Source organism: Streptomyces uncialis (assembly GCF_036250755.1).
GTDB lineage: Bacteria > Actinomycetota > Actinomycetes > Streptomycetales > Streptomycetaceae > Streptomyces > Streptomyces uncialis.
This window is the reverse complement of sequence record NZ_CP109583.1, coordinates 3,239,063-3,260,317: the sequence shown is the minus strand read 5'-3', so window position 1 is coordinate 3,260,317 and position 21,255 is coordinate 3,239,063. Positions and strand designations below refer to the sequence as shown.

At 71.1% G+C, this 21,255-nt stretch carries 18 protein-coding genes and 2 tRNA genes; 12 read left to right on the top strand and 8 right to left on the bottom strand.

The window, feature by feature from the left end; genetic code table 11:
* Nucleotides 1-178: 178 nt before the first annotated feature.
* From OG711_RS13255 to OG711_RS13240, 4 genes are all read left to right on the top strand, one after another.
* Nucleotides 179-1,291, top strand: coding sequence for an SDR family oxidoreductase (locus OG711_RS13255; RefSeq protein WP_073784738.1), 1,113 nt, complete (start codon nucleotides 179-181; stop codon nucleotides 1,289-1,291).
* Nucleotides 1,292-2,092: 801 nt separating this feature from the next.
* Nucleotides 2,093-2,539 carry a molybdenum cofactor biosynthesis protein MoaE gene (locus OG711_RS13250; protein WP_073784740.1) on the top strand — a complete coding sequence of 149 codons (447 nt, stop codon included), beginning with the start codon at nucleotides 2,093-2,095 and terminating at the stop codon, nucleotides 2,537-2,539.
* A gap of 126 nt (nucleotides 2,540-2,665) precedes the next feature.
* Nucleotides 2,666-2,830, top strand: a complete 165-nt coding sequence (locus OG711_RS13245; protein WP_178390946.1) for a hypothetical protein — start codon at nucleotides 2,666-2,668, stop codon at nucleotides 2,828-2,830.
* Nucleotides 2,831-2,904: 74 nt separating this feature from the next.
* Nucleotides 2,905-3,993 (top strand): YlbL family protein, encoded by a 1,089-nt coding sequence (locus OG711_RS13240; protein WP_073784742.1) that lies wholly within the window; start codon nucleotides 2,905-2,907, stop codon nucleotides 3,991-3,993.
* A gap of 53 nt (nucleotides 3,994-4,046) precedes the next feature.
* On the opposite strand, the gene OG711_RS13235 is transcribed toward OG711_RS13240, so the two are convergent.
* Complete coding sequence (locus OG711_RS13235; RefSeq protein ID WP_073784744.1) at nucleotides 4,047-4,613, bottom strand: PPA1309 family protein; 567 nt, start codon at nucleotides 4,611-4,613, stop codon at nucleotides 4,047-4,049.
* Nucleotides 4,614-4,751: 138 nt separating this feature from the next.
* Here OG711_RS13235 and OG711_RS13230 point away from each other — a divergent pair, with 138 nt between their 5' ends.
* The 5 genes from OG711_RS13230 to OG711_RS13210 all read left to right on the top strand — a co-directional run bounded on the left by OG711_RS13230 (nucleotide 4,752) and on the right by OG711_RS13210 (nucleotide 11,496).
* On the top strand, nucleotides 4,752-7,751 hold the full coding sequence (locus OG711_RS13230; RefSeq protein WP_266510381.1) for a UPF0182 family membrane protein: 3,000 nt from the start codon (nucleotides 4,752-4,754) through the stop codon (nucleotides 7,749-7,751).
* Between the two features lie 115 nt (nucleotides 7,752-7,866).
* Nucleotides 7,867-7,940: transfer RNA gene (locus OG711_RS13225), tRNA-Met, on the top strand.
* A gap of 228 nt (nucleotides 7,941-8,168) precedes the next feature.
* A complete protein-coding gene (locus OG711_RS13220; RefSeq protein ID WP_329559327.1) occupies nucleotides 8,169-10,097 on the top strand; it encodes a tetratricopeptide repeat protein in 1,929 nt (642 codons plus the stop codon).
* A 416-nt stretch (nucleotides 10,098-10,513) separates the two neighbouring features.
* On the top strand, nucleotides 10,514-11,299 hold the full coding sequence (locus tag OG711_RS13215; protein ID WP_245876632.1) for an SAM-dependent methyltransferase: 786 nt from the start codon (nucleotides 10,514-10,516) through the stop codon (nucleotides 11,297-11,299).
* A 123-nt stretch (nucleotides 11,300-11,422) separates the two neighbouring features.
* Nucleotides 11,423-11,496: transfer RNA gene (locus tag OG711_RS13210), tRNA-Met, on the top strand.
* A gap of 137 nt (nucleotides 11,497-11,633) precedes the next feature.
* Here OG711_RS13210 and OG711_RS13205 read toward each other — a convergent pair.
* Nucleotides 11,634-12,050, bottom strand: coding sequence for a Fur family transcriptional regulator (locus OG711_RS13205; protein ID WP_073784752.1), 417 nt, complete (start codon nucleotides 12,048-12,050; stop codon nucleotides 11,634-11,636).
* A gap of 127 nt (nucleotides 12,051-12,177) precedes the next feature.
* Here OG711_RS13205 and OG711_RS13200 point away from each other — a divergent pair, with 127 nt between their 5' ends.
* Nucleotides 12,178-13,650 (top strand): catalase, encoded by a 1,473-nt coding sequence (locus OG711_RS13200; protein WP_073784754.1) that lies wholly within the window; start codon nucleotides 12,178-12,180, stop codon nucleotides 13,648-13,650.
* Nucleotides 13,651-13,833: 183 nt separating this feature from the next.
* Here OG711_RS13200 and OG711_RS13195 read toward each other — a convergent pair whose 3' ends face one another.
* Both OG711_RS13195 and hisN read right to left on the bottom strand, forming a co-directional pair.
* A complete protein-coding gene (locus OG711_RS13195) occupies nucleotides 13,834-14,235 on the bottom strand; it encodes a CBS domain-containing protein (RefSeq protein WP_073784756.1) in 402 nt (133 codons plus the stop codon).
* Between the two features lie 252 nt (nucleotides 14,236-14,487).
* Nucleotides 14,488-15,288, bottom strand: coding sequence for a histidinol-phosphatase (gene hisN / locus OG711_RS13190; RefSeq protein ID WP_073784758.1), 801 nt, complete (start codon nucleotides 15,286-15,288; stop codon nucleotides 14,488-14,490).
* A gap of 219 nt (nucleotides 15,289-15,507) precedes the next feature.
* Here hisN and OG711_RS13185 point away from each other — a divergent pair, with 219 nt between their 5' ends.
* A complete protein-coding gene (locus OG711_RS13185) occupies nucleotides 15,508-16,143 on the top strand; it encodes a TetR/AcrR family transcriptional regulator (protein WP_329559326.1) in 636 nt (211 codons plus the stop codon).
* Here OG711_RS13185 and OG711_RS13180 read toward each other — a convergent pair.
* The 4 genes from OG711_RS13180 to OG711_RS13165 form a co-directional block, all read right to left on the bottom strand.
* Nucleotides 16,100-16,423, bottom strand: a complete 324-nt coding sequence (locus OG711_RS13180; RefSeq protein WP_329559325.1) for a DMT family transporter — start codon at nucleotides 16,421-16,423, stop codon at nucleotides 16,100-16,102. The genes OG711_RS13185 and OG711_RS13180 overlap by 44 nt on opposite strands.
* A 150-nt stretch (nucleotides 16,424-16,573) precedes the next feature.
* Nucleotides 16,574-17,587, bottom strand: coding sequence for a ribosome small subunit-dependent GTPase A (gene rsgA, locus OG711_RS13175; protein WP_266508049.1), 1,014 nt, complete (start codon nucleotides 17,585-17,587; stop codon nucleotides 16,574-16,576).
* A 12-nt stretch (nucleotides 17,588-17,599) separates the two neighbouring features.
* Complete coding sequence (aroA, locus tag OG711_RS13170) at nucleotides 17,600-18,940, bottom strand: 3-phosphoshikimate 1-carboxyvinyltransferase (RefSeq protein WP_329559324.1); 1,341 nt, start codon at nucleotides 18,938-18,940, stop codon at nucleotides 17,600-17,602.
* Between the two features lie 153 nt (nucleotides 18,941-19,093).
* On the bottom strand, nucleotides 19,094-19,915 hold the full coding sequence (locus tag OG711_RS13165) for an SOS response-associated peptidase (RefSeq protein ID WP_329559323.1): 822 nt from the start codon (nucleotides 19,913-19,915) through the stop codon (nucleotides 19,094-19,096).
* 49 nt (nucleotides 19,916-19,964) lie between these two features.
* Here OG711_RS13165 and OG711_RS13160 point away from each other — a divergent pair, with 49 nt between their 5' ends.
* Nucleotides 19,965-20,687 carry a M50 family metallopeptidase gene (locus tag OG711_RS13160; protein WP_073784770.1) on the top strand — a complete coding sequence of 241 codons (723 nt, stop codon included), beginning with the start codon at nucleotides 19,965-19,967 and terminating at the stop codon, nucleotides 20,685-20,687.
* The last annotated feature ends 568 nt before the right edge of the window (nucleotides 20,688-21,255 follow it).

Here is a 21,255-nt window from a genome sequence, read left to right as displayed (position 1 = left end):
GTCTGGCCGCCGGATCTGTCCCGACGGCGGCTTCCCTGCGTCACCACCCAGCGTAGACACCCCGGCCCGATCGGGCCTCGGTGCTCCGCCGACTCCTGGCCTGCGGCAGGATGGATGCCACCTGGTACGTACGCAGTCACAAGCCGTACGTACTGAAGACAACCGCTGGAGACGCCCGGTGAGTTCCCCAGATCCACAGGTTCGCGCAGCGCGAAACCGCACAACCGGCTCCCCGCACCGCGGACCCGTCGTCGCCGTGACCGGCGCGGCGTCCGGTGTGGGGGCGCTGCTGGTCGAGCGGCTCGCCGCGAGCGAGGACATCAGGCGGGTCGTCGCGATCGACGAGCGGCGCGGCGAGTGCGCGGACGCGCAGTGGCACGTCCTCGACGTCCGTGACCCCGCGATCGCGGAGAAGCTGCGGGGTGTCGACGTCGTCGTGCACCTCGCGCTCGACCTCGACCTGGAGAGCGACGCGGCGGCCCGTACCGCCTTCAACGTACGCGGCACCCAGACCGTGCTCACGGCCGCCGCGGCGGCCGGGGTGCGGCGGGTCGTGCTGTGCACCTCCGCGATGGTCTACGGGGCCCTCGCGGACAACGAGCTCCCGCTCGCCGAGGACGCGGAGCTGCGGGCCACCGCGGAGGCCACCGGGGTCGGTGACCTGCTGGAGATCGAACGGCTCGCCCGCCGGGCACCCCGCGCGCACCCCGGGCTCAACGTCACGGTGGTGCGGCCCGCGATCCTCGTCGGCGGCACGGACACCGCCCTGACCCGCTACTTCGAGTCGCCCCGGCTGCTGGTGGTCGCCGGGTCGCGGCCCGCGTGGCAGTTCTGCCACGTCGAGGACCTGTGCGGGGCGCTGGAGTACGCCGTCCTGGAGAAGGTCGAGGGCGAGCTGGCGGTCGGCTGCGAGGGGTGGCTGGAGCAGGAACAGGTCGAGGAGCTCAGCGGAATCCGGCGGATGGAACTGCCGTCGGCGGTCGCGCTGGGCGCGGCGGCGCGGCTGCACCGGATCGGGCTCACGCCGTCCCCCGCGGGGGATCTCGCGTACACGATGTACCCCTGGGTGGTGAGCGGGAGCAGGCTGCACGACGCGGGGTGGCGGCCCCGGTGGAGCAACGAGGAGGTCCTCGCGGAGCTGCTCGACGAGGTCGCGGGGCGCCATACGCTGGCGGGGCGGCGGCTGGGACGCAAGGACGCGACGGCCGCGGGGGCGGCGGGGGCCACGGTCGCGCTCCTCGGTACGGCGGCCCTCGTCCGCCGAGCCCGAAAAGCCCGCCGCCGAATCTGACCCCCCCCGGTCAGCCTCCCCTCGCGCCCGAGGTCTGTCCGGGGTGGGCGTACTTGTCCCTGTGCGGGTCGTTCGTGGGTGCGCAGTTCCCCGCGCCCCTGAGGTGCTGCCCTGTTGCGGTGGCTCTTCGGGTGCGGGTCGGGCCTCGTCTTTTGCGCAGTTCCCCGCGGGTCGCCTTCGCTTGCGCTCCCGAGGTCTGTCCGGGTGGGCGTGCGTGTCCCTGTGCGGGTCGTTCGTGGGTGCGCAGTTCCCCGCGCCCCTGAGGTGCTGCCCTGTTGCGGTCGCTCTTCGGGTGCGGGTCGGGCCTCGTCTTTTGCGCAGTTCCCCGCGGGTCGCCTTCGCTTGCGCTCCCGAGGTCTGTCCGGGTGGGCGTACGTGTCCCTGTGGGGGTCGTTCGTGGGTGCGCAGTTCCCCGCGCCCCTGAGGTGCTGCCCTGTTGCGGTCGCTCTTCGGGTGCGGGTCGGTCCTCGTCTTCGCGCAGTTCCCCGCGCCGCTGAAGGGGCGCCCACCTGGGGTTGCTTTTCACCCTCCTCCTCGTGCAGTCGCATGGCTGCGGGAGGGGGTGGGCGGGAATCTCTGCTCGCAGACTCCGATGCTCTTCAGTCGGGCAAGGTCACGTCGTACCGAGCGTGTCGGATCGAGGACGGAGAATCCCGACCGGCACCGACCCGAAGAACAAGCAGAAGGCGCCCCGACAGGGGCGCGGGGAACTGCGCAAACCCACCGAGCGACGGCACAGGAACGAAGCGCGTCCAGCCGGACGAACCCGAAGGCGCCGGCCAAGGCGGGGCCTAGGGGAGAATGGGGCGTATGGGTGACCTGGATGGCGGCGCGCAGCGCCTCGTGGCGGTACGAGCGGACGAACTCTCACTGGACGAGGTGTTCCGCGCGGTGGGCGACCCCGCCTCCGGCGGCACCGCCCTCTTCGTCGGCACCGTACGCGACCACGACAACGGCGCGGGCGTGACGGCCCTCGGCTACACGGCCCACCCCACCGCGGAAGCCGAGCTCCGCCGCGTCACGGAGAAGATCATCGCGAACCACCCGGTACGCGCCCTCGCCGCCGTGCACCGCGTAGGCGACCTCCGCGTAGGCGACATCGCCGTGATCGTCGCGGTCTCCTGCCCTCACCGCGCGGAAGCGTTCGCGGCGTGCCGGGCCCTGATCGACGACCTCAAGCGCGAGGTCCCCATCTGGAAGCGGCAGAGCTTCACGGACGGCACGGAGGAGTGGGTCGGCGCCTGCTGAGCCCCGTCCGGCCCCCCGGAACGGCTCCGCTTGCGTAACCGGCCCCCTGCCGTGAGCGTTGTCCGTACCGATGGTTAATCTGCTGATCAGTCAGTCGCGCTCGTACACCGGGTTTGGGAGGTCGGCATGGCAGCTCTCGCCTGGTTGCTGATTCCGCTCTTCGCCGCGCTCGGCGCGGGTCTGTGGGGCAGTTGGGCCACGAGGAACCGCAGGACCGGCGACGGCCCCGAGCTCGCGGGCTACGCGCGGTTCCGCGCGGCGATGGAGAAGTCCCGCTCCGACGTGCTCTGACCGGGGGCGCGCGCCCCCGGCCCGTACGGACCACCCGGCGGTGCGAACACTGGTGTGTCCCGTACTGTCGTTCCATGCCACGCCGCACCGCGACGATGCTCGCTTCGACCTTGTTGCTGATCGCGCTGCTGTGCGCGGGAGTGTTCATCAAGACCCCGTACTCGGAGATGTCCCCGGGGCCGACGGTGAACACGCTGGGTGAGCACGACGGCGAGCCGGTGCTCCAGATCTCCGGCCGGAAGACGTATCCGACGACCGGGCATCTCAACATGACGACGGTCCGGGTCACCAGCGCGGACTTCCGGATGAACCTCGTCGAGGCCGTGTACGGCTGGCTGGCCCACGACAACATCGTCGTCCCGCACGAGACCCTCTACCCGGACGGCAAGACCGAGCAGCAGTCCAACCAGGAGAACGCCGAGGAGTTCAGCCAGTCCCAGGAGAGCGCCAAGGTCGCCGCCCTGGAGCAGCTGGACGTGCCGGTCAAGTCCTGGGTGATCGTCTCCACCGTGGTCAAGGGCAGCCCGGCGCAAGGGCGGCTGCACGCCGGGGACGTCATCAAGAGCGTCGACGGCGAGCCCGTCAAGCAGCCCTCCGATGTCGCGGACCTGGTCACCAAGCACAAGCCGGGCGAGAAGGTCGTCTTCACCGTCGTCCCGGCGAAGGACGCCGCCGAGGCCGAGAAGACCGGCAAGGAGGCCACCCGGACCGAGGACGTGACGGTCACGACCGCCGAGTCCGAGGACGGTGAGCGCGCGATCGTCGGCATCCAGGCCGGGACCGACCACACCTTCCCGTTCACGATCGACATCAAGCTCGCGGATGTCGGCGGACCGAGCGCCGGACTGATGTTCGCTCTCGGCATCGTGGACAAACTCACACCCGAGAACATCACCGGCGGCAAGTTCGTCGCCGGTACCGGCACCATCGACGACGAGGGCAAGGTCGGGCCCATCGGCGGTATCGAGATGAAGACCGTCGGCGCGCGGGAGAAGGGCGCCGAGTACTTCCTCACCCCGAAGGACAACTGCGCGTCCGCCGCCGAGGACGTCCCCGACGGGCTGACCCTGGTCAGGGTCGACACCATGGACGACGCGATGAGCTCCATGAAGAGCATCCGGGAGGGCCGTACCGACCGGCTCCCGGTCTGCGCCAAGAAGTGAGATCCGGCCCCGGTGGGCGGCCCGCGGGCCGCCCACCGGGGACACGGGACGCGTTACTCCGCGAACGTGGCCGTCAGCGCGTCGGCCAGCCCCGGCACCAGGTCCGCGCCGGTCAGGACGTCCGTGGCGCTGTCCTTCTCCCGCAGCCGCAGCGCCGACTCACGGCGCCCGCCGCGCAGCACCGCGACGGTCATCCGGACCTCCTGGCGGTCCGGGTGCTCGGCGACCCACTTGGCGAGCCGGGCCCCGTCCAGGTCCTTCGGGACGGCCGCCTCGGCGGACGGCGGCAGCATCAGCCGCTCCACGGCCAGCGCGCAGCCCACGACCGCGTCCGGCCAGGCGATCGTGGCGAGGAACTCGTCCAGCGGGGTGCCCGCCGGGACCTCGTCCTGCTCGATCGGGGTGAGGGCGCCTGCGCCCGGTCCCTCGGTGTCGTCGGCCAGGCCCAGACGCCGGGCGAGGGTGGGCTCCTGGGAGCGCAGTTGATCGGTGTCGACCAGAGCGAAGAGCCGGGCGGGCTGGTCCCAGCCGAGCCCGGAGACGTACTCGTCGATCTCCAGCACGGCCCGCGTCAGCGGACCGGCGGCCATCGGGGTGCCTGAAGTGGCGGTGTTGGACATGGTCACAATCCTGCCTCGTTCACCCCCGGAAACGGGAACCGAGTAAAGCATCAGTAAGTTGCATAGGTGTGGCCTTGCGTTCGCGAGGCCCGAGGGCAGAACTACAGCGACTTCGAGGTGCGCACCTTGGCTTTCCAGATGCCGGACCGCGGCGGAGGCCCGACCGGGCCACGGATCAGAGTGGGCCGACCGTCCCGGCGGGTCCGCACCCTGCTCATGACACTGGGCATCCTGGCCGTCCTGGCCATGGTGTTCGTCATGTTCGCGGGGTTCTGGACGGACTGGCTCTGGTACCGGTCGGTCGACTACTCATCGGTGTTCACCACCACCCTGTGGACCAAGATCGGGCTGTTCCTGGTCTTCGGACTGCTCATGGCGGTCTCCGTAGGGGTGAACATCTGGCTGGCGCACCGGCTGCGCCCGCCGCTCAGCGCCATGTCGATGGAGCAGCAGAACCTCGACCGGTACCGCATGGGCGTGGCCCCCTACAAGAAGTGGATCCTTCTCGGGATCACCGCGATCGTCGGCCTGATCGCCGGGGCGTCCGCCTCGGGCCAGTGGCGCACCTGGCTGATGTGGGTGAACGGCGTCGCGTTCGGCCAGAAGGACCCCCAGTTCAACCTGGACGTGTCCTTCTACGCCTTCGACCTGCCGTGGTACCGCTTCCTGCTGGGCTTCGGCTTCGCCGCGACGGTGCTCGGCCTGATCGCCGCCGCGCTCACCCACTACCTGTACGGCGGCCTGCGGGTCACCAGCCCCGGCGCGCGGGCGACCGCGGCGGCCACCGGGCATCTGTCGGTGCTCCTCGGACTCTTCGTCTCGCTGAAGGCCGTGGCCTACTGGCTCGACCGGTACGGCCTGGCGGTGAAGTCCAGCGACTTCAAGGCCACCGACAGCTGGACGGGCCTGCGCTACGTCGACGCGAACGCGTACCTGCCCGCGAAGACGATCCTGTTCTGCATCGCGGTCATCTGCGCGGTCCTGTTCTTCGCGACGCTCTGGCGCCGCACCTGGCAGCTCCCCGTCATCGGCTTCGGCCTGATGGTCCTGTCGGCGGTGCTGATCGGCGGGCTGTACCCGGCGATCGTGCAGAAGTTCCAGGTCCAGCCGAACGAGCAGGCCAAGGAAGCCCCGTACGTCGAGAAGAACCTCAAGGCCACCCGTGAGGCGTACGGGATCGGGGACACCGAGGTCACGGAGTACCCGGGCAAGAGCAGCACGGACGACAAGAAGCAGCTGCGCGACGACGCCGACAAGGCCGCCAGCATGCGCATGATCGACCCGAACGTCGTCTCGCCCACGTTCCAGCAGCTCCAGCAGATGAAGAACTACTACGCGTTCCCGCAGAACCTGGACGTCGACCGCTACAAGGGCACCGACGGCAAGGAGCAGGACACGGTCATCGGTCTGCGTGAGCTGGATCTGAACGGCATCCCCAAGAACAACTGGATCAACGACCACTTCCGCTACACCCACGGGTACGGCGCGGTCGCGGCCAAGGGGACCGACGCCGACAACCAGGGCCGTCCGGTCTTCACCGAGTCGGACCTGCCCTCCAAGGGCTCCCTCGGTGACTACGAGCAGCGGATCTACTACGGCGAGAAGACCTCGCAGTACTCGATCGTCGGCGGCCCGCAGAAGGAGATCGACTACTCCGACGACAGCGGCGAGAAGACCACCAGCTACAAGGGCAAGAGCGGGGTCAACCTCTCCAACCCGCTGAACCGCGCCGCGTACGCGGTCGCCTTCGGTGAGCCGCAGATCCTGTACTCGGGCGCGATCGGGGACGGCTCCCGCATCCTGTACAACCGGGTGCCCAAGGAGCGCGTCGAGGCGGTCGCCCCCTGGCTGACCATCGACGGCGACGCCTACCCGGCGGTCGTCGGCGACAAGATCCAGTGGATCGTCGACGCGTACACCACCACCAACGGCTACCCGTACGCCTCGCGCACCACGCTCGGGGACACGACCGCCGACTCCCTGACCGCGGCCAACAGCCAGCGGGCGGTGGTGGCCCAGCAGAACCAGGTCAACTACATCCGCAACTCGGTCAAGGCCACGGTCGACGCGTACACGGGTGAGGTCAAGCTCTACCAGTGGGACACCAAGGACCCGGTCCTCAAGACCTGGATGAAGGCGTTCCCGGACACCGTGCAGCCCAAGGGGGAGATCTCCCAGCCCCTGATGGACCACCTGCGCTACCCGCAGGACCTCTTCAAGGTCCAGCGCGAGCTGCTGACCCGCTACCACGTGAAGGACGCCGAGACGTTCCTCAGCGGCAGCGAGGTGTGGCAGGTGCCGGACGACCCGACGAACAAGTCGGGCAGCGCCGTCCCGCCGTACTACCTCAGCATGCGGATGCCGGACCAGTCGGACCAGGCGTTCTCCCTGACCACGACGTTCACCCCGAACGGCCGTGACAACCTCAGCGCCTTCATGGCGGTCAACGCCGAAGCCGGCACAGGCGACTACGGCAAGATCGACATCCTGAAGATGCCGTCGTCGGAGACCGTGGACGGCCCCAAGCAGGTGCAGAGCAAGTTCAACTCGGACACGGACATCGCCGAGAAGATCAGGCTGCTGCGTGGTGGTGACTCGGAAGTCGAGTACGGCAACCTCCTGACCGTCCCGCTGGACGGCGGTCTCCTCTACGCGGAGCCCGTCTACGTGCGCGGTGGCGGGCTGAGGTATCCGCTGCTGCGCCGGGTGCTGGTCACCTACGACGGCCGTACGGCCTTCGAGCCGACGCTGGAGAAGGCGCTCAACGTCATCTTCGGCACCGCGAAGGAGACCCCGGTCGAGCCGGAGGAGCCGGAGAAGCCCGACGAGGGCACGACCCCGCCGCCGAGCGACAACCCGACGGTCCAGGAGGCGCTCCAGGAGGCCCAGAAGGCCTTCGACGAGGGTCAGACGGCCATGAAGGACGGCGACTGGAAGGCGTACGGCGAGGCCCAGCAGAAGCTCCAGGACGCGCTGAAGCGCGCCGAGGACGCCGAGAAGCAGGGCACCGGCGGTCCGTCCGGCAAGCCGTCCGAGAAGCCCTCCGACAAGTCGGGTGACAAGCCCGCCGGGCCGGAGAAGTCGGGAGAGCCCTCAGGTGACGCCGAGCAGGCGGGCCTGAGAACGGGCAGCGGCTGAGCCCGTCCCGGGGGCGCCGCGCCGGCGCCCCCGGGACCCGCCCCTCCTGTGACGGCTGAGCCTCAGGGGAGGGACGGGACCCCCTCCGCACCGTGGTACTGTTACAACACAACGACGCGGGGTGGAGCAGCTCGGTAGCTCGCTGGGCTCATAACCCAGAGGTCGCAGGTTCAAATCCTGTCCCCGCTACTGAAGGCGAAGGCCCGGAAGCCAAGCTTCCGGGCCTTCGCCATGTGCGCGTGCGTACCGATGCGACGAGCCGATGCGATCAACGGCTGAACGCCAAGGGCGCGTCATACGTGGAGAGTACGGGCAAGCGCGTTTGACTTGTCTCTGTGTGGGCATGTCGACAAAACGCTGTAGTGACCTTACTGACTGCGGTGTGCCAGGTGGGCCCAGGTTGCGGGTGGTGCGACGATGGACGTTATGGGGGACAAGGCAACTCTGTGGGAGACAGGGCGATTTGCGCAGCCCGTCGACCGGGACGAGACCGGTGCGGCGGCCGAGGAGGAACGCCACCGGATCGCCGCCGACGCCGGTGATGCCGAGGCGATGAGCGTGCTCGGCGCGCTGCTCCTGCGCCGCGGCGACCTCGACGCGGCCGAACCCCGGCTGCGCGCCGCCACCGCCGCCGGTGACCGCGCCGCCGCCAACAACCTGGGCGTCCTGCTCCACCAGCGCGGCTACGGGGACGAGGCCGCCGGATGGTGGCGGATCGCCGCCGTCGCCGGGTCCGCCGCCGCCGCCCACGCCCTGGGCCGCCACCACCGGGAGCGCGGCGACGAGCCCGCCGCCGAGTACTGGCTGCGCCAGTCCGCCGAGCAGGGCCACGCGCTCGGCGCCTACGCCCTCGCGGACCTGCTGGAGCACCGCGTCGACCCCGGCGCGGCCCAGTGGATGCGGGCCGCCGCCGAACGGGGCCACCGCGAGGCGGCCTACCGGCTCGCCCGCACCCTCGACAAGAACGCCCTCCTCGATGAGCTGGGCGACCCCCTCGGCGACGACGCCGACGCCCTCCCGGGCCCCGGCTCCCGCAGGCCGGCCCCCGCCGCCCCGCCGGACACCCGCGGCTCCGCCCGCACGGGCGCACGCCGGACCGGCGGCCAGGGCGGCACCACGCCCCCGCCCGCCGACGACGCCGCCGACGAGGCCGAGCTGTGGTACCGGCAGGCCGCCGCGCGCGGCCACCGGCGGGCCGCGCTGCATCTCGGCGCGATCCTGGAGAAGCGCGGCGACCTCAAGGAGGCCGGCCGCTGGTACCTCACCTCCGCCAAGGACGGCGAGGCACGGGCCGCCTGCGCCCTCGGCTTCCTGCTGCGGGACGCCGACGACATCGAGAGCGCCGCCGTGTGGTGGCTGCGGGCCGCCCAGGACGGCGACGGCAACGCCGCCAACGCGCTGGGCGCCCTGCACGCCGAGCGCGGCGAGCCGCAGACCGCCGAGCGCTGGTACCGGGCCGCGATGGACGCGGGCGACGTCAACGGCTCCTACAACCTCGGGCTGCTCTGCGCCCAGCAGGACCGCACCCCGCAGGCCGAGCAGTGGTACCGCCGCGCCGCCTACGCCGGGCACCGCGAGGCCGCCAACGCGCTCGCCGTGCTGCTGCTCCAGGGCGGGGACGCGGCGGGCGCCGAACCCTGGTTCTCCAAGGCCGCCGAGGCGGGCAGTGTCGACGCCGCGTTCAACCTCGGCATCCTCTGCCAGGGCCGGGGCGACGACGAGGGCGCGCTGCGCTGGTACGGACGGGCCGCCGCCGCCGGGCACACGGAGGCCGCGCTCCAGGTCGGCATCGCCGAACTGCGCGACGGCGACGAGCGGACCGCCGAGCGGTATCTGCGGTGCGCGGCCGGCGGCGGCAGCGCGGAGGCCGCGTACCGGCTGGCCGCCGTGCTCGACGCGCGGCGCCCCCGGACCAACGCGCACGAGCTGGGCGAGCCCGCGACCGAGCGCACCGAGTGCGAGGAGTGGTACGAGCGGGCCGCGCAGCTGGGGCACCGGCGGGCCCAGGTGCGGGTCGGGATGTTCGCGTCCGCGCGCGGGGACGTCGTCGAGGCCGCCGGGTGGTACCGCAAGGCCGCGGAGGCGGGGAGCCGCAACGGAGCCTTCAACCTCGGGCTGCTGCTCGCCCGGGAGGGCAGTGAGCCGGAGGCGGCGCTGTGGTGGAGCCGTGCCGCCCGCGCGGGGCACGGGCGGGCCGCGTTGCGCCTCGCACTGCTGCACGCGCGGCGGGGGGAGTTGTCGGAGGGGCAGCGGTGGGCCGATCTCGCGGTGTCGCTGGGGCCCGAGGAGGTCGCGGGGCGCGCGGCGCGGTTGCGGGACGCGCTGCGGGAGGAGTTGTCGGCCTGACCCGCCGTCCGACCCCCGCCTGATCCGGTGTCCGGCGCCCTGGGTTTCCTGTGCGGGTCGCCTTCGCTCGCGCCGCTGGGTTTCCTGTGCTGGGCGTGCTTGTCCCTGTGCCGTCGCTCGTGGGGTGCGCAGTTCCCCGCGCCCCTGGATGCTGCCCCTTCGGGCTTGTTCGTCGGGTGCGGGTCTGCCCTCGTCTTTTGCACCGTTCCCCGCACTCCTGGACATCGGCCACTCGGCGGTGTTGTTCGGGTGCGGGGGTAACTCCCCTCCGTGGCGGGCCACTTACCGGGGGCGGTGGGGAGCGGGGGATTTCGGGGGAAAAAACCTTGGTGCAGGACAACTCTGGGTTGTCCAGGGCGGGTTAGTCTGGCGGCTTGAAAACAGCCCGTTTGGGTGGCACAGGGACGGAGAATGTGGTGGCGGAGGAAATCGACACGAGCAGGCCCAGCATCGCGCGTGTCTACGACGCGGTTCTCGGGGGCAAGGACAATTACGAGGTCGACCGCGTGGTCGCCGACGAGGTGAAGCGCACCGTTCCGCACATCGGTGACGTCGGCTGGTTCAACCGCGCCCTGCTCGGCCGCGCGGTCCGCTATCTCGCCGCGGACGTCGGTATCAAGCAGTTCATCGACCTCGGGGCCGGCCTGCCGACCCTGGAGAACACGCACCACGTCGCCCAGCGGGTCAACCCCGAGGCCCGGGTCGTGTACGTCGACAACGACCCCATCGTGCTGGCCCACGGCCGGGCCCTGCTGGAGGAGAACGAGAACACGGGCGTCTCCAGCGCCGATCTGCGCGACCCGAAGGCCGTTCTCGCGGAGCCCGCGATCAAGCGCCTGATCAACTTCGACGAGCCGGTCGGCGTGCTGCTCATCGGCATCCTCCACCACCTGCACGACGACGAGGACCCCAAGGGCATCGTCGACGCGTACATGGACGCCGTCCCCGCGGGCAGCCACCTCGTGATCACCGCGTTCTGCGACACGGGGGCCGAGGCCCAGGCCGTCCAGGAGACCATGCTGGACCTGCTCGGCACCGGCCGCTTCCGCACCACGGAGGAGCTCACCGCGTACTTCGACGGGTACGAGCTGCTGGAGCCGGGTGTGGTGTCCCTGCCGCTCTGGCGCCCGGACGAGCCGGTGGAGCCCCCGCTGTCGGTCGCGCAGCGGCTGATGGCGGGCGGGCTGGCCCGCAAGAACTGACGGTCGCCGTCCCTGTCCCCGCCCCGGGGGAGCCGGTCCGCCACGGCGCCCTCGGGGCCGGGGACCCCGGCCGGTCGGGGATTTGCTCCCACCCCGATGGTCACGTAAGGTTGTGTTCAACGACGCGGGGTGGAGCAGCTCGGTAGCTCGCTGGGCTCATAACCCAGAGGTCGCAGGTTCAAATCCTGTCCCCGCTACTCGAAGACGAAGACCCGGAAGCCTGGCTTCCGGGTCTTCGTCGTATACGGAACGTCATCTTCGTGTACGGGGAAGCGAAGGCAGAAACGAGGAGGGCCCGCGCCGACCGGCGCGGGCCCTCCTCGTATGTTCCGGGTCAGGCGGTGACGCAGTTCGGACAGATGCCCTTGAAGGTCATCTCCACGTCCGAGACGGTGAAGCCGAAGCGCTCCGAGTCGGGGAGGTCCGCCAGCGGATTGCCCAGGGGGTGCACATCGCGGATCGCGCCGCAGGACGCGCACACCAGATGGTGATGCGGGTGATGCGCGTTCGGGTCGTAGCGCTTGGCGCGTTTGTCGGTGGCGACTTCCAGGACCTCGCCCAGGGTGACCAGCTCGCCGAGGGTGTTGTACACGGTGGCGCGGGAGATCTCGGGGAGCCTCACCACGGCCCGCGCGTGCACCTCGTCGGCCGTCAGATGGACGTGTTCGCCGTCGAGGACCTCGGCCACCACACGGCGCTGTGCGGTCATCCGCCAGCCGCGTTCGCGCAGTCGTCCCAACAGGTCACTCATGGGCACCAGCCTAACAGCAGGGGGACCTTGATCCCGAACGGGTGTGACTTTGGAAGTTTGCTTGACTTAGACATTGTCCATTGTAGGATCGGCTACGGCATTGGCCAAGGGACAGGACTTGCAGAAAATGACGCAGGAGGCGCACGTGACGTCACAGGGACCGCTCACCACGGAGGCCGGGGCTCCGGTCGCCGACAACCAGAACAGCGAGACCGCGGGCGTCGGCGGTCCCGTACTGCTCCAGGACCAGTCGCTGCTGGAGAAGCTCGCGCACTTCAACCGCGAGCGCATCCCGGAGCGCGTCGTCCACGCGCGTGGGGCGGGCGCCTACGGCACCTTCACGCTGACCCGCGACGTGTCGCAGTGGACGCGGGCCCGGTTCCTCTCCGAGGTCGGCAAGCAGACCGAGACGTTCCTGCGCTTCTCCACGGTGGCCGGGAACCTCGGTGCGGCCGACGCGGTGCGGGACCCGCGCGGCTTCGCGCTGAAGTTCTACACCGAGGACGGCAACTACGACCTCGTCGGGAACAACACCCCGGTGTTCTTCATCAAGGACGCCATCAAGTTCCCCGACTTCATCCACACCCAGAAGCGCGACCCGTACTCGGGCTCGCAGGAGGCGGACAACGTCTGGGACTTCTGGGGGCTCAGCCCCGAGTCGACCCACCAGGTGACGTGGCTCTTCGGCGACCGCGGCATCCCCGCCTCGTACCGGCACATGAACGGCTACGGCTCGCACACCTACCAGTGGACGAACGAGGCCGGCGAGGTCTTCTGGGTCAAGTACCACTTCAAGACCGACCAGGGCATCAAGACCCTCACCCAGGCCGAGGCCAACCTCCTCGCCGGTGAGGACCCGGACAGCCACCAGCGGGATCTGCGCGAGTCCATCGAGCGCGGCGAGTTCCCGTCCTGGACGGTCCAGGCGCAGATCATGCCCGCGGCCGACGCGACGGGCTACCGCTTCAACCCGTTCGACCTCACCAAGGTGTGGCCGCACGCGGACTACCCGCCGATCGACATCGGCAAGCTGGAGCTGAACCGCAACCCGGAGAACGTCTTCGCCGAGGTCGAGCAGTCCATCTTCAGCCCCGCCCACTTCGTGCCGGGTATCGGTCCCTCCCCGGACAAGATGCTCCAGGGCCGTCTCTTCGCGTACGGCGACGCCCACCGCTACCGCGTCGGCATCAACGCCGACCATCTGCCGGTGAACCGTCCGCACGCCACCGAGGCGCGTACCAACAGCCGGGACGGCTTCCTGTACGACGGCCGCCACAAGGGCGCGAAGAACTACGAGCCCAACAGCTTCGGCGGCCCGTTCCAGACGGACAAGCCGCTGTGGTCGGCCACCTCGGTCGCCGGGGTCACCGGCAACCACGAGGCGCCGAACCACGCCGAGGACAACGACTTCGTCCAGGCCGGTGACCTCTACCGGCTGATGTCCGAGGACGAGAAGTCGCGGTTGATCGAGAACCTCTCGGGGTTCATCGCCAAGGTGTCGAGCGACGGCATCGCCGAGCGCGCGATCAACAACTTCCGCCAGGCGGACGGCGACTTCGGCAAGCGTCTGGAGGCCGCGGTCCAGGCCCTGCGCGGCTGACGGCGTCGCGTGGGCGGCGCGCCGGGTGACCGGCCGTCGCCCGCGCGGTGTGCCACGGCCCGGTCACGGCCCGGCGGCCGGGCGGAGATCATCCGCCCGGCCGCCGCCGTCATTCCCGGCGACCCCGTCGGTACGGGTACGGGTGTCCCGACGGATACGGGTACACGTGTCGCCCGGCGGGGGTCAGCCCGCGAGCGTGGCCGTCCGCCGTTCCACCGGCGCCCAGCAGCGCAGGATGTCGCGGACCGAGACGACACCGATCGGTTCGCTGTCGCCGAGCACGATCAGATGGCGGAAGCCGCCCTGCGTCATGGCCCGCGCTGCGTCCTTGAGGGTCCACGCCGGAGTGGCGAAGACCACGTCGGTCGTGGTGTGGGTGCCGGCCGTCTCCCGGTCGGGGTTCTGCCCGAGGCCGAGGGAGACGAGGATGTCGCGCTCGGTCAGGATGCCGAGTCCGCTGGTGTCGGGGTCGAGGACGACGGCCGCGCCGACACGGCGGGCCGACATCAGGGACGCGGCCTGGCGAAGCGTGTGGGCCGGGCCGATGGTGAGGACCACCGTGCTCATGGCGTCGCGGACGAGCATGATCGAAAGCCACCTCCTGCTTCGTGAGGACCCCCCTTGCGAATCGATTCACAAGTTCACAAGTGGGGGGATTCTCAGAGTGGCAGCCCTCCGGCGGGTCAACAAGGGGTCGAACGGGCGGGACAGAAGCCGATTTTCCCCACCCCGGGTGACGGCCCGGCACCACGGGTGACGGAAGGTGACCGGATCACCGGACCGGACGGTCGGCTCCGGAACACCCCGGCCGGCCCCGCCCGGTCCCGCGTACCCGGCTCAGTACTTCTGGTTCAGATAGCCCAGCAGCTCGTCGTGGAGATGGCCGTTCGACGCGGCGGCGTTCCCGCTGTGCGGTCCCGGGCGGCCGTCGAGGCCGGTGAAGACCCCGCCGGCCTCCGTCACGATGACCGCGGTCGCCGCCATGTCCCACAGCGACAGCTCCGGCTCGGCGCAGATGTCCACCGAGCCCTCGGCCACCATCATGTACGGCCAGAAGTCCCCGTATCCCCGGGTGCGCCACACCGCGCGGGTCAGATCGAGGAAGCCGTCGAGGCGTCCGCGCTCCTCCCAGCCGGTCAGCGACGAGTACGCGAACGAGGCGTCGGCGATCCGGGACACCTGGGAGACCCGCATCCGCGAGGCCGAGGTCAGGCTGCGGCCGGTGAACGCGCCGTGCCCCTTCGCGGCCCACCAGCGGCGGCCCAGCGCCGGGGCCGACACCAGGCCCACCACCGGCTGGTAGCCGCCCTCGGCCGCCTCCGTCAGCGAGATCAGCGTGGCCCACACCGGGACCCCGCGCACATAGTTCTTGGTGCCGTCGATCGGGTCGATCACCCAGCGGCGCGGCCCGGTCCCCTCGACGCCGTACTCCTCGCCCAGCACCGCGTCCCGGGGCCGTGCCCGCTGCAACTGACCCCGGATCAGCTCCTCGGCGGCCTTGTCCGCCTCGCTCACCGGGGTCAGGTCCGGCTTGGTCTCCACCTTGAGGTCGAGGGCCTTGAACCGGTCCATGGTCGCGGCGTCCGCGGCGTCGGCGAGCACATGGGCCAGCCGCAGGTCATCGTGATAGTCGGGCATGGCCGAACAGTATCCACCGGGCCCGGAATCCGGCCACACCCCCCGGAACCGAGGCGGACCGGCCGCGGCCCCCGCCGGGCCGGATCAGCGGGCCGGATCAGCGGTCCGGAAAGGTCCGGACAATACCCTTGACAGCCCCCTGAGGTGCGTCAACTCTGACAACGAGGTCCGGTTTCGGTGACGGGGGCCGACATCGATGTCGGCCGCAGGGAGGCGCGTATGCCCGCAGCGCGGGAGTCGTTGCTCGACGCGGCCCGCACCGCCCTCGTCTGCCGCCCGTGGAGCGCGGTGCGGATGGTCGACGTGGCCGCCGCCGCCGGGGTGTCACGGCAGACGCTGTACAACGAGTTCGGCGGCAAGGACGGTCTCGGCCGGGCCCTGGTCCGCCGGGAGATCGACGCCGTCCTCACGGGCGCCGACCACGCGCTGGCCGGTTACCACGAGGCCGGTGAACGGCTGCCCGCGCTCGCCGAGTGGCTGGTACGGGCCGCCCGCGGCAACTCCCTCGTCCGGGCCGCGCTCACCGGCCTCTGGACCCCCCGGCTCCCCGTCCCCGCCCCGGCCCGGGTCCCGGCGCAGTCCACGGCCGCCCAGCGCGGCGCCGACGGACCGCTGCCGTCCCCCGGCGAACTCCTCGGCCTGCTCCGCGACCGCACCGTCGTCGCGCTGTCCCCGCCCCGGGCCGACCCGGCGGACACCGCCGAACTGGCCCGGCTCACCGAACTCGCCCTGCGCCTGGCCCTGTCGTGGATGCAGGCGCCCGCGCCGGACGGGGGAGTGGGGGCGCTGGTACGGGACACGCTCGGCGCGGTCAGTGCGACGACCCCGACAGCTGGAGCCCGATCACCCCGATGACCACCAGCGAGATCGACACGATCTTCAGCGTGGAGACCAGATCGCCGAGGAACACCATCCCGTAGATCGCGGTCCCCGCCGCCCCGATACCCGTCCACACCGCGTACGCCGGACCCACGTCCAGTTTGCGCAGTGCGAGGGTCAGCAGACCGAAGCTGCCCAGCGCGAAGGCGGCGAACGCGACCGTGGGCCACAACCGGGTGAAACCGTGCGACAGCTTCAGAGAGACCGCGAAGCCGGTTTCGAGCAGCCCCGCCACGATCACCAACAGCCACGCCATGCGATTGCCTCCCGGGGTACCCACGCTCGTGGCCGTTTCGTCCGGCTTGGGTCAGGCTCGGTGCGATTATGCCCTTACCTGAGCGGCCGTCACGCAAACACGCGACAGCGTCCCCGAGAGCCCCCCGTCCGCACGCCCCGCCGCGGCGGATCAGTCGCCGTCGTGGCGTTCCCGGACCGCCAGCAGTCGCCGCAGCGAGTACAGCCGCGCCGGGTCCGCGTGCCCCTCGGCGACCCAGGCGTCCAGCGCGCAGTCCGGCTCGTCATGGCTGCACGCGCGCGGACAGTTCACCGTGCCCGGCTCCAGATCGGGGAACGCGAGGATCACCCGGGACGGATCGACGTGGTTGAGCCCGAACGAGCGGATACCGGGCGTGTCGACGACCCAGCCCCCGGCGGCACCGGCCAGCGGCAGCGCCAGCGCGGATGTCGTGGTGTGCCGGCCCCGGCCCGTCACCGCGTTGACATGACCCGTGGTCCGCCGCCGGTCCCCGGGAACGAGCGCGTTGACCAGAGTCGTCTTGCCGACACCCGAATGGCCCACGAACGCCGTGATCTGACCCGCCAGCAGCTCCCGCACCCGGTCCGCCGCGTCGCCGTTCGCCAGCTCGTCCCGCGAGGTCACGACATACGGGACACCCAGGGTGTCGTACGTCTCCAGCAGCCCGTCCGGCGATGCCAGGTCCGACTTGGTCAGCACCAGCAGCGGCGACAGCCCGCCGTCGTACGCGGCGACCAGACAGCGGTCGATCAGCCGGGGCCGGGGCTCCGGGTCCGCCAGCGCGGTCACGATCGCCAGCTGGTCGGCGTTGGCGACGACCACCCGCTCGTACGGGTCGTCGTCGTCCGCGGTGCGCCGCAGCACGGAGGTGCGCGCCGCGATCCGCACGATCCGCGCGAGGGTGTCCTTCTTGCCCGACAGATCACCGACCAGCGACACCCGGTCCCCGACCACCGCGGCCTTGCGCCCCAGCTCCCGGGCCTTCATCGCGTGCACGACCTGGTCCCCGACCAGACACGTCAGCCGCCCCCGGTCCACCGTCAGGACCATGCCGTCCGACGCGTCCTCGTGCTTGGGCCGGATGGTGCTCCGGGGCCGGTTGCCCTTGCGGTTGGGCCGCAGCGGGATGTCGTCCTCGTCGGTGTGCTTGCCGTAGCGGCGCATGTCGATCGTCCGTCAGTTCCCGAGCATCCCGGTCCACAGATCCGGGAAGTCCGGCAGGGTCTTCGCGGTCGTCGCGACGTTCTCGATCAGCACACCCTCCACCGCCAGGCCGATGATCGCGCCGGCCGTGGCCATCCGGTGGTCGTCGTAGGTGTGGAACGTCCCGCCGCGCAGCGGACGGGGGCGGATCGTGAGGCCGTCGGCGGTCTCCGTGACATCGCCGCCCAGCTCGTTGATCTCCTTGGTCAGCGCGGCCAGCCGGTCCGTCTCGTGCAGCCGCAGATGCGCCACCCCGCGCAGGGTCGACGGGGAGTCGGCCAGCGCCGCCACCGCCGCGATGCCCGGGGTCAGCTCACCGACCTCGCCGAGGTCCACATCGATCCCGTGGATCCTCCCCGAACCGGTGAACACCAGCCCCTGCTCCGTCAGCTCGCAGGAACCGCCCATGGCGGTGAAGATCTCCCGCAGCCGGTCACCGGGCTGCGTGGTGTGCTCCGGCCAGTCCGGGACGACGACCCGGCCGCCCGTGACCAGCGCGGCGGCGAGGAACGGCTGCGCGTTCGACAGGTCCGGCTCCACCGTGAGGTCCACCCCGCGCAGCGCGCCCGCGGTGACCCGCCAGACATTCGGCTCGCCGCCCGACTCGGGGGTGTCCACCTGGGCACCCGCCCGGCGCAGCATGTCCACCGTCATCCGGATGTGCGGCATCGACGGCAGCGTGCCGCCCACGTGCCGTACCTCCACGCCCTGGTTGAACCGCGGGCCCGACAGCAGCAGCGCGCTCACGAACTGCGACGACGACGACGCGTCGATCTCGACCCGGCCACCCTCCAGCGCCCCGCCGCCGTGCACGGTCAGCGGGAGCGCGCCGCGCTCCTCGTCGTCGATCCGGGCACCCAGCGCGCGCAGCCCGTCGATCACCCCGTGCAGCGGGCGCTCGTACGAGCGGGGGTCGCCGTCGAAGCGGATCGGGCCGTCCGCGAGGGCCGCGACCGGCGGCAGGAACCGCATCACGGTGCCCGCGTTGCCCACGTCGACCGTCGCGGGACCGTGCAGACCCGAGGGGATGATCCGCCATGCCTCGCCCTCGCCGCCCTCCACGGGCGCGCCCGTGGAACTGGACGAGACGGTCTCCTCGATACCCACGCCCATCGCCCGCAGCGCGGACGCCATCAGCAGGGTGTCGCGCGAACGCAGCGGGCGGCGCAGCCAGCCCGGCTCGGCGGCGATGGAGGAGAGGACCAGCGCCCGATTGGTCACCGATTTGGAACCGGGCACCTGGACCGTCGCGGTGACGGCTCCGCTCGCGAGCGGGGCGGGCCAGAGGGCGGGAGGCGCGGGGTTCTCGGTCATGGTCTTCAGCTTAGTGGCTGGCCACGACGGCGTTTCCCGGCGACGGCCCGGGAAACGCCCCGGAAACAGCCCTCCGGCAGCGCACCGCGTCCGGGGTCACCACGGGCCCCCGCCGCACGTCCGCCCGCACCCCTTTCAAGGCCCTGGCACCGGTCAGAACAGGGTGGCCTCCTCCGGACCGTCCAGTTCCGTGAGCAGCTCGGGGCCGTTGTTGCGGACGTTGCTGACCGCCGTGCCCACGGGATACGCCCGCAGCAGCCCGGTCGGCGGCGGCTCCAGCAGCGCACGCACCTCGCCGGGGTCGGTACGCGCCGGGTCGAGCCACGCGTCCCAGCGGTCCGGCGTGAGCATCAGCGGCATCCGCGGATGGATCTCCGCGAGGGTGCCCGGCCCGTCCCCGTCCCCGTCCGCGCCCGCGAGCGGCGTGGTCTCCGCCTCCGTGGTGATGACCGTGCACGTCACCCACCACGCCAGCGGATGCTCGTCGGGCAGCGTACGGTCCCGCCAGAACTCGTACAGCCCGGCCATCGCGAACACCGAACCGTCGGCCGGGGTCACGAAGTACGGCTGCTTGCGCGGCCGCTTCTTACGCCCCTCGACCTCCAGCTCCCGCTCCGCCGCCGCGGTCACCCACTCGTAGTAGCCGTCGGCGGGCAGCAGACAGCGGCGCGCCGTGAAGGGACGGCGGAACGAGGGCTTCTCGTGCACCGTCTCGGCGCGCGCGTTGATCATCCGGGCCGCGCCCTCGGGGGTCTTCGCCCACGACGGGACGAGTCCCCACCTGAGGGTGCGCAACTGGCGAACCGGACGGGGGTCCTCGGCGTCCTTCACAGGACGGTCCAGTACGGCGAAGACCTCCTTGGTCGGCGCGACGTTCCAGTCCGGGGCCAGGGTCTCCGTCGGCTCCCACGCGGTGATCCCGAAGATCCCCGCGAGGTCCTCCGGCCGACGGCTCGACGCATAACGTCCACACATACATGTCACACTGCCAGACCCCCGCACCGTTGAGGGAGCCGCCCGGAAAATGAACACTCTCGCCATCGACGGCCTGACCGACCTGTGGGACCGCGTCTTCTCCACGCAGCCCGACCCGGACCTCTGGGTGGTGGTCGCCACCGCCGTCGCCGCGCTGCTCGTGGTCGTGCCGCATCCGCTGTGGCGGCTGTCCCGCAACGCGATCACCATCGCCCACGAGGGCGGGCACGGTCTCGTCGCCCTCGCCACCGGGCGCAGGCTGGACGGCATCCGGCTGCACTCCGACACCTCCGGACTCACCGTCAGCCGCGGCAAGCCCACCGGCATCGGCATGATCCTCACCGCCGCCGCCGGGTACACCGCGCCCCCGCTGCTGGGTCTCGGCGGGGCCGCGCTGCTCGGGGCGGGGTACATCACGCTGCTGCTGTGGCTGGCCACCGGGCTGCTGCTGGTGATGCTCGTCATGATCCGCAACGCGTACGGGGTGCTCACCGTGATCCTGTCCGGGGGGACGTTCCTGCTCGTCTCCTGGCTGGCGGGCCCCCAGGTGCAGGCCGCGTTCGCGTACGCCGTGGTGTGGTTCCTGGTGCTGGGCGGGGTACGGCCCGCGTTCGAGCTCCAGGCGAAGCGGCGGCGCGGCGGGGCGGGTGACTCCGACGCGGATCAGCTCTCACGGCTCACCAATGTCCCGGCGGGCCTGTGGTTCTTCCTCTTCCACGCGGTGTCGCTGTGCTCCCTCATAGGAACCACGAGGTGGCTCCTCCGGGTATGACCTCCGGCGCTTCCGAGGTCTGTCCGGCTGGGCGCACTTGTTTCCGGTGCCGTCGTTCGGAGGGTGCGCGGTTCCTCGCGCCCCTGGGGTTCCACACCTGGGCGTACTTGTCCCCGTGCAGGTACTTCGTGGGTGCGCAGTTCCCCGCGCCCCTGGATGCTGCCCCTTGAGGTCGTTCGCCGGGTGCGGGTCGGCCCTCGTCTTTTGCGCAGTTCCCCGCGCCCCTTTGGGGGCGCCCATCTGGGGCTGTCGTCAGTCTGCGGGGCCGGGGCTGAACCATCCTCCTCGTGCGGGCGCGCTGCTGCGGGAGGGGGTGGGCGGGAATCTCTGCCCGCAGACTCCGATGCTCTTCAGCAGGGCAAGGGGGATGTCCGACCGAGCGCGTTGGAGCGAGGACGGAGAATCCCGACCGGCACCGACCCGAAGAACAAACAGAACGCGCCCCAAAGGGGCGCGGGGAACTGCGCAGAAACGACGAGCGACGGCACAGGAACAAGCGCGCCCACCCGGACAGACCTGGGAAGCGCAAGCGAAGGCGACCCGCGGGGAACTGCGCGAACCACCGAGC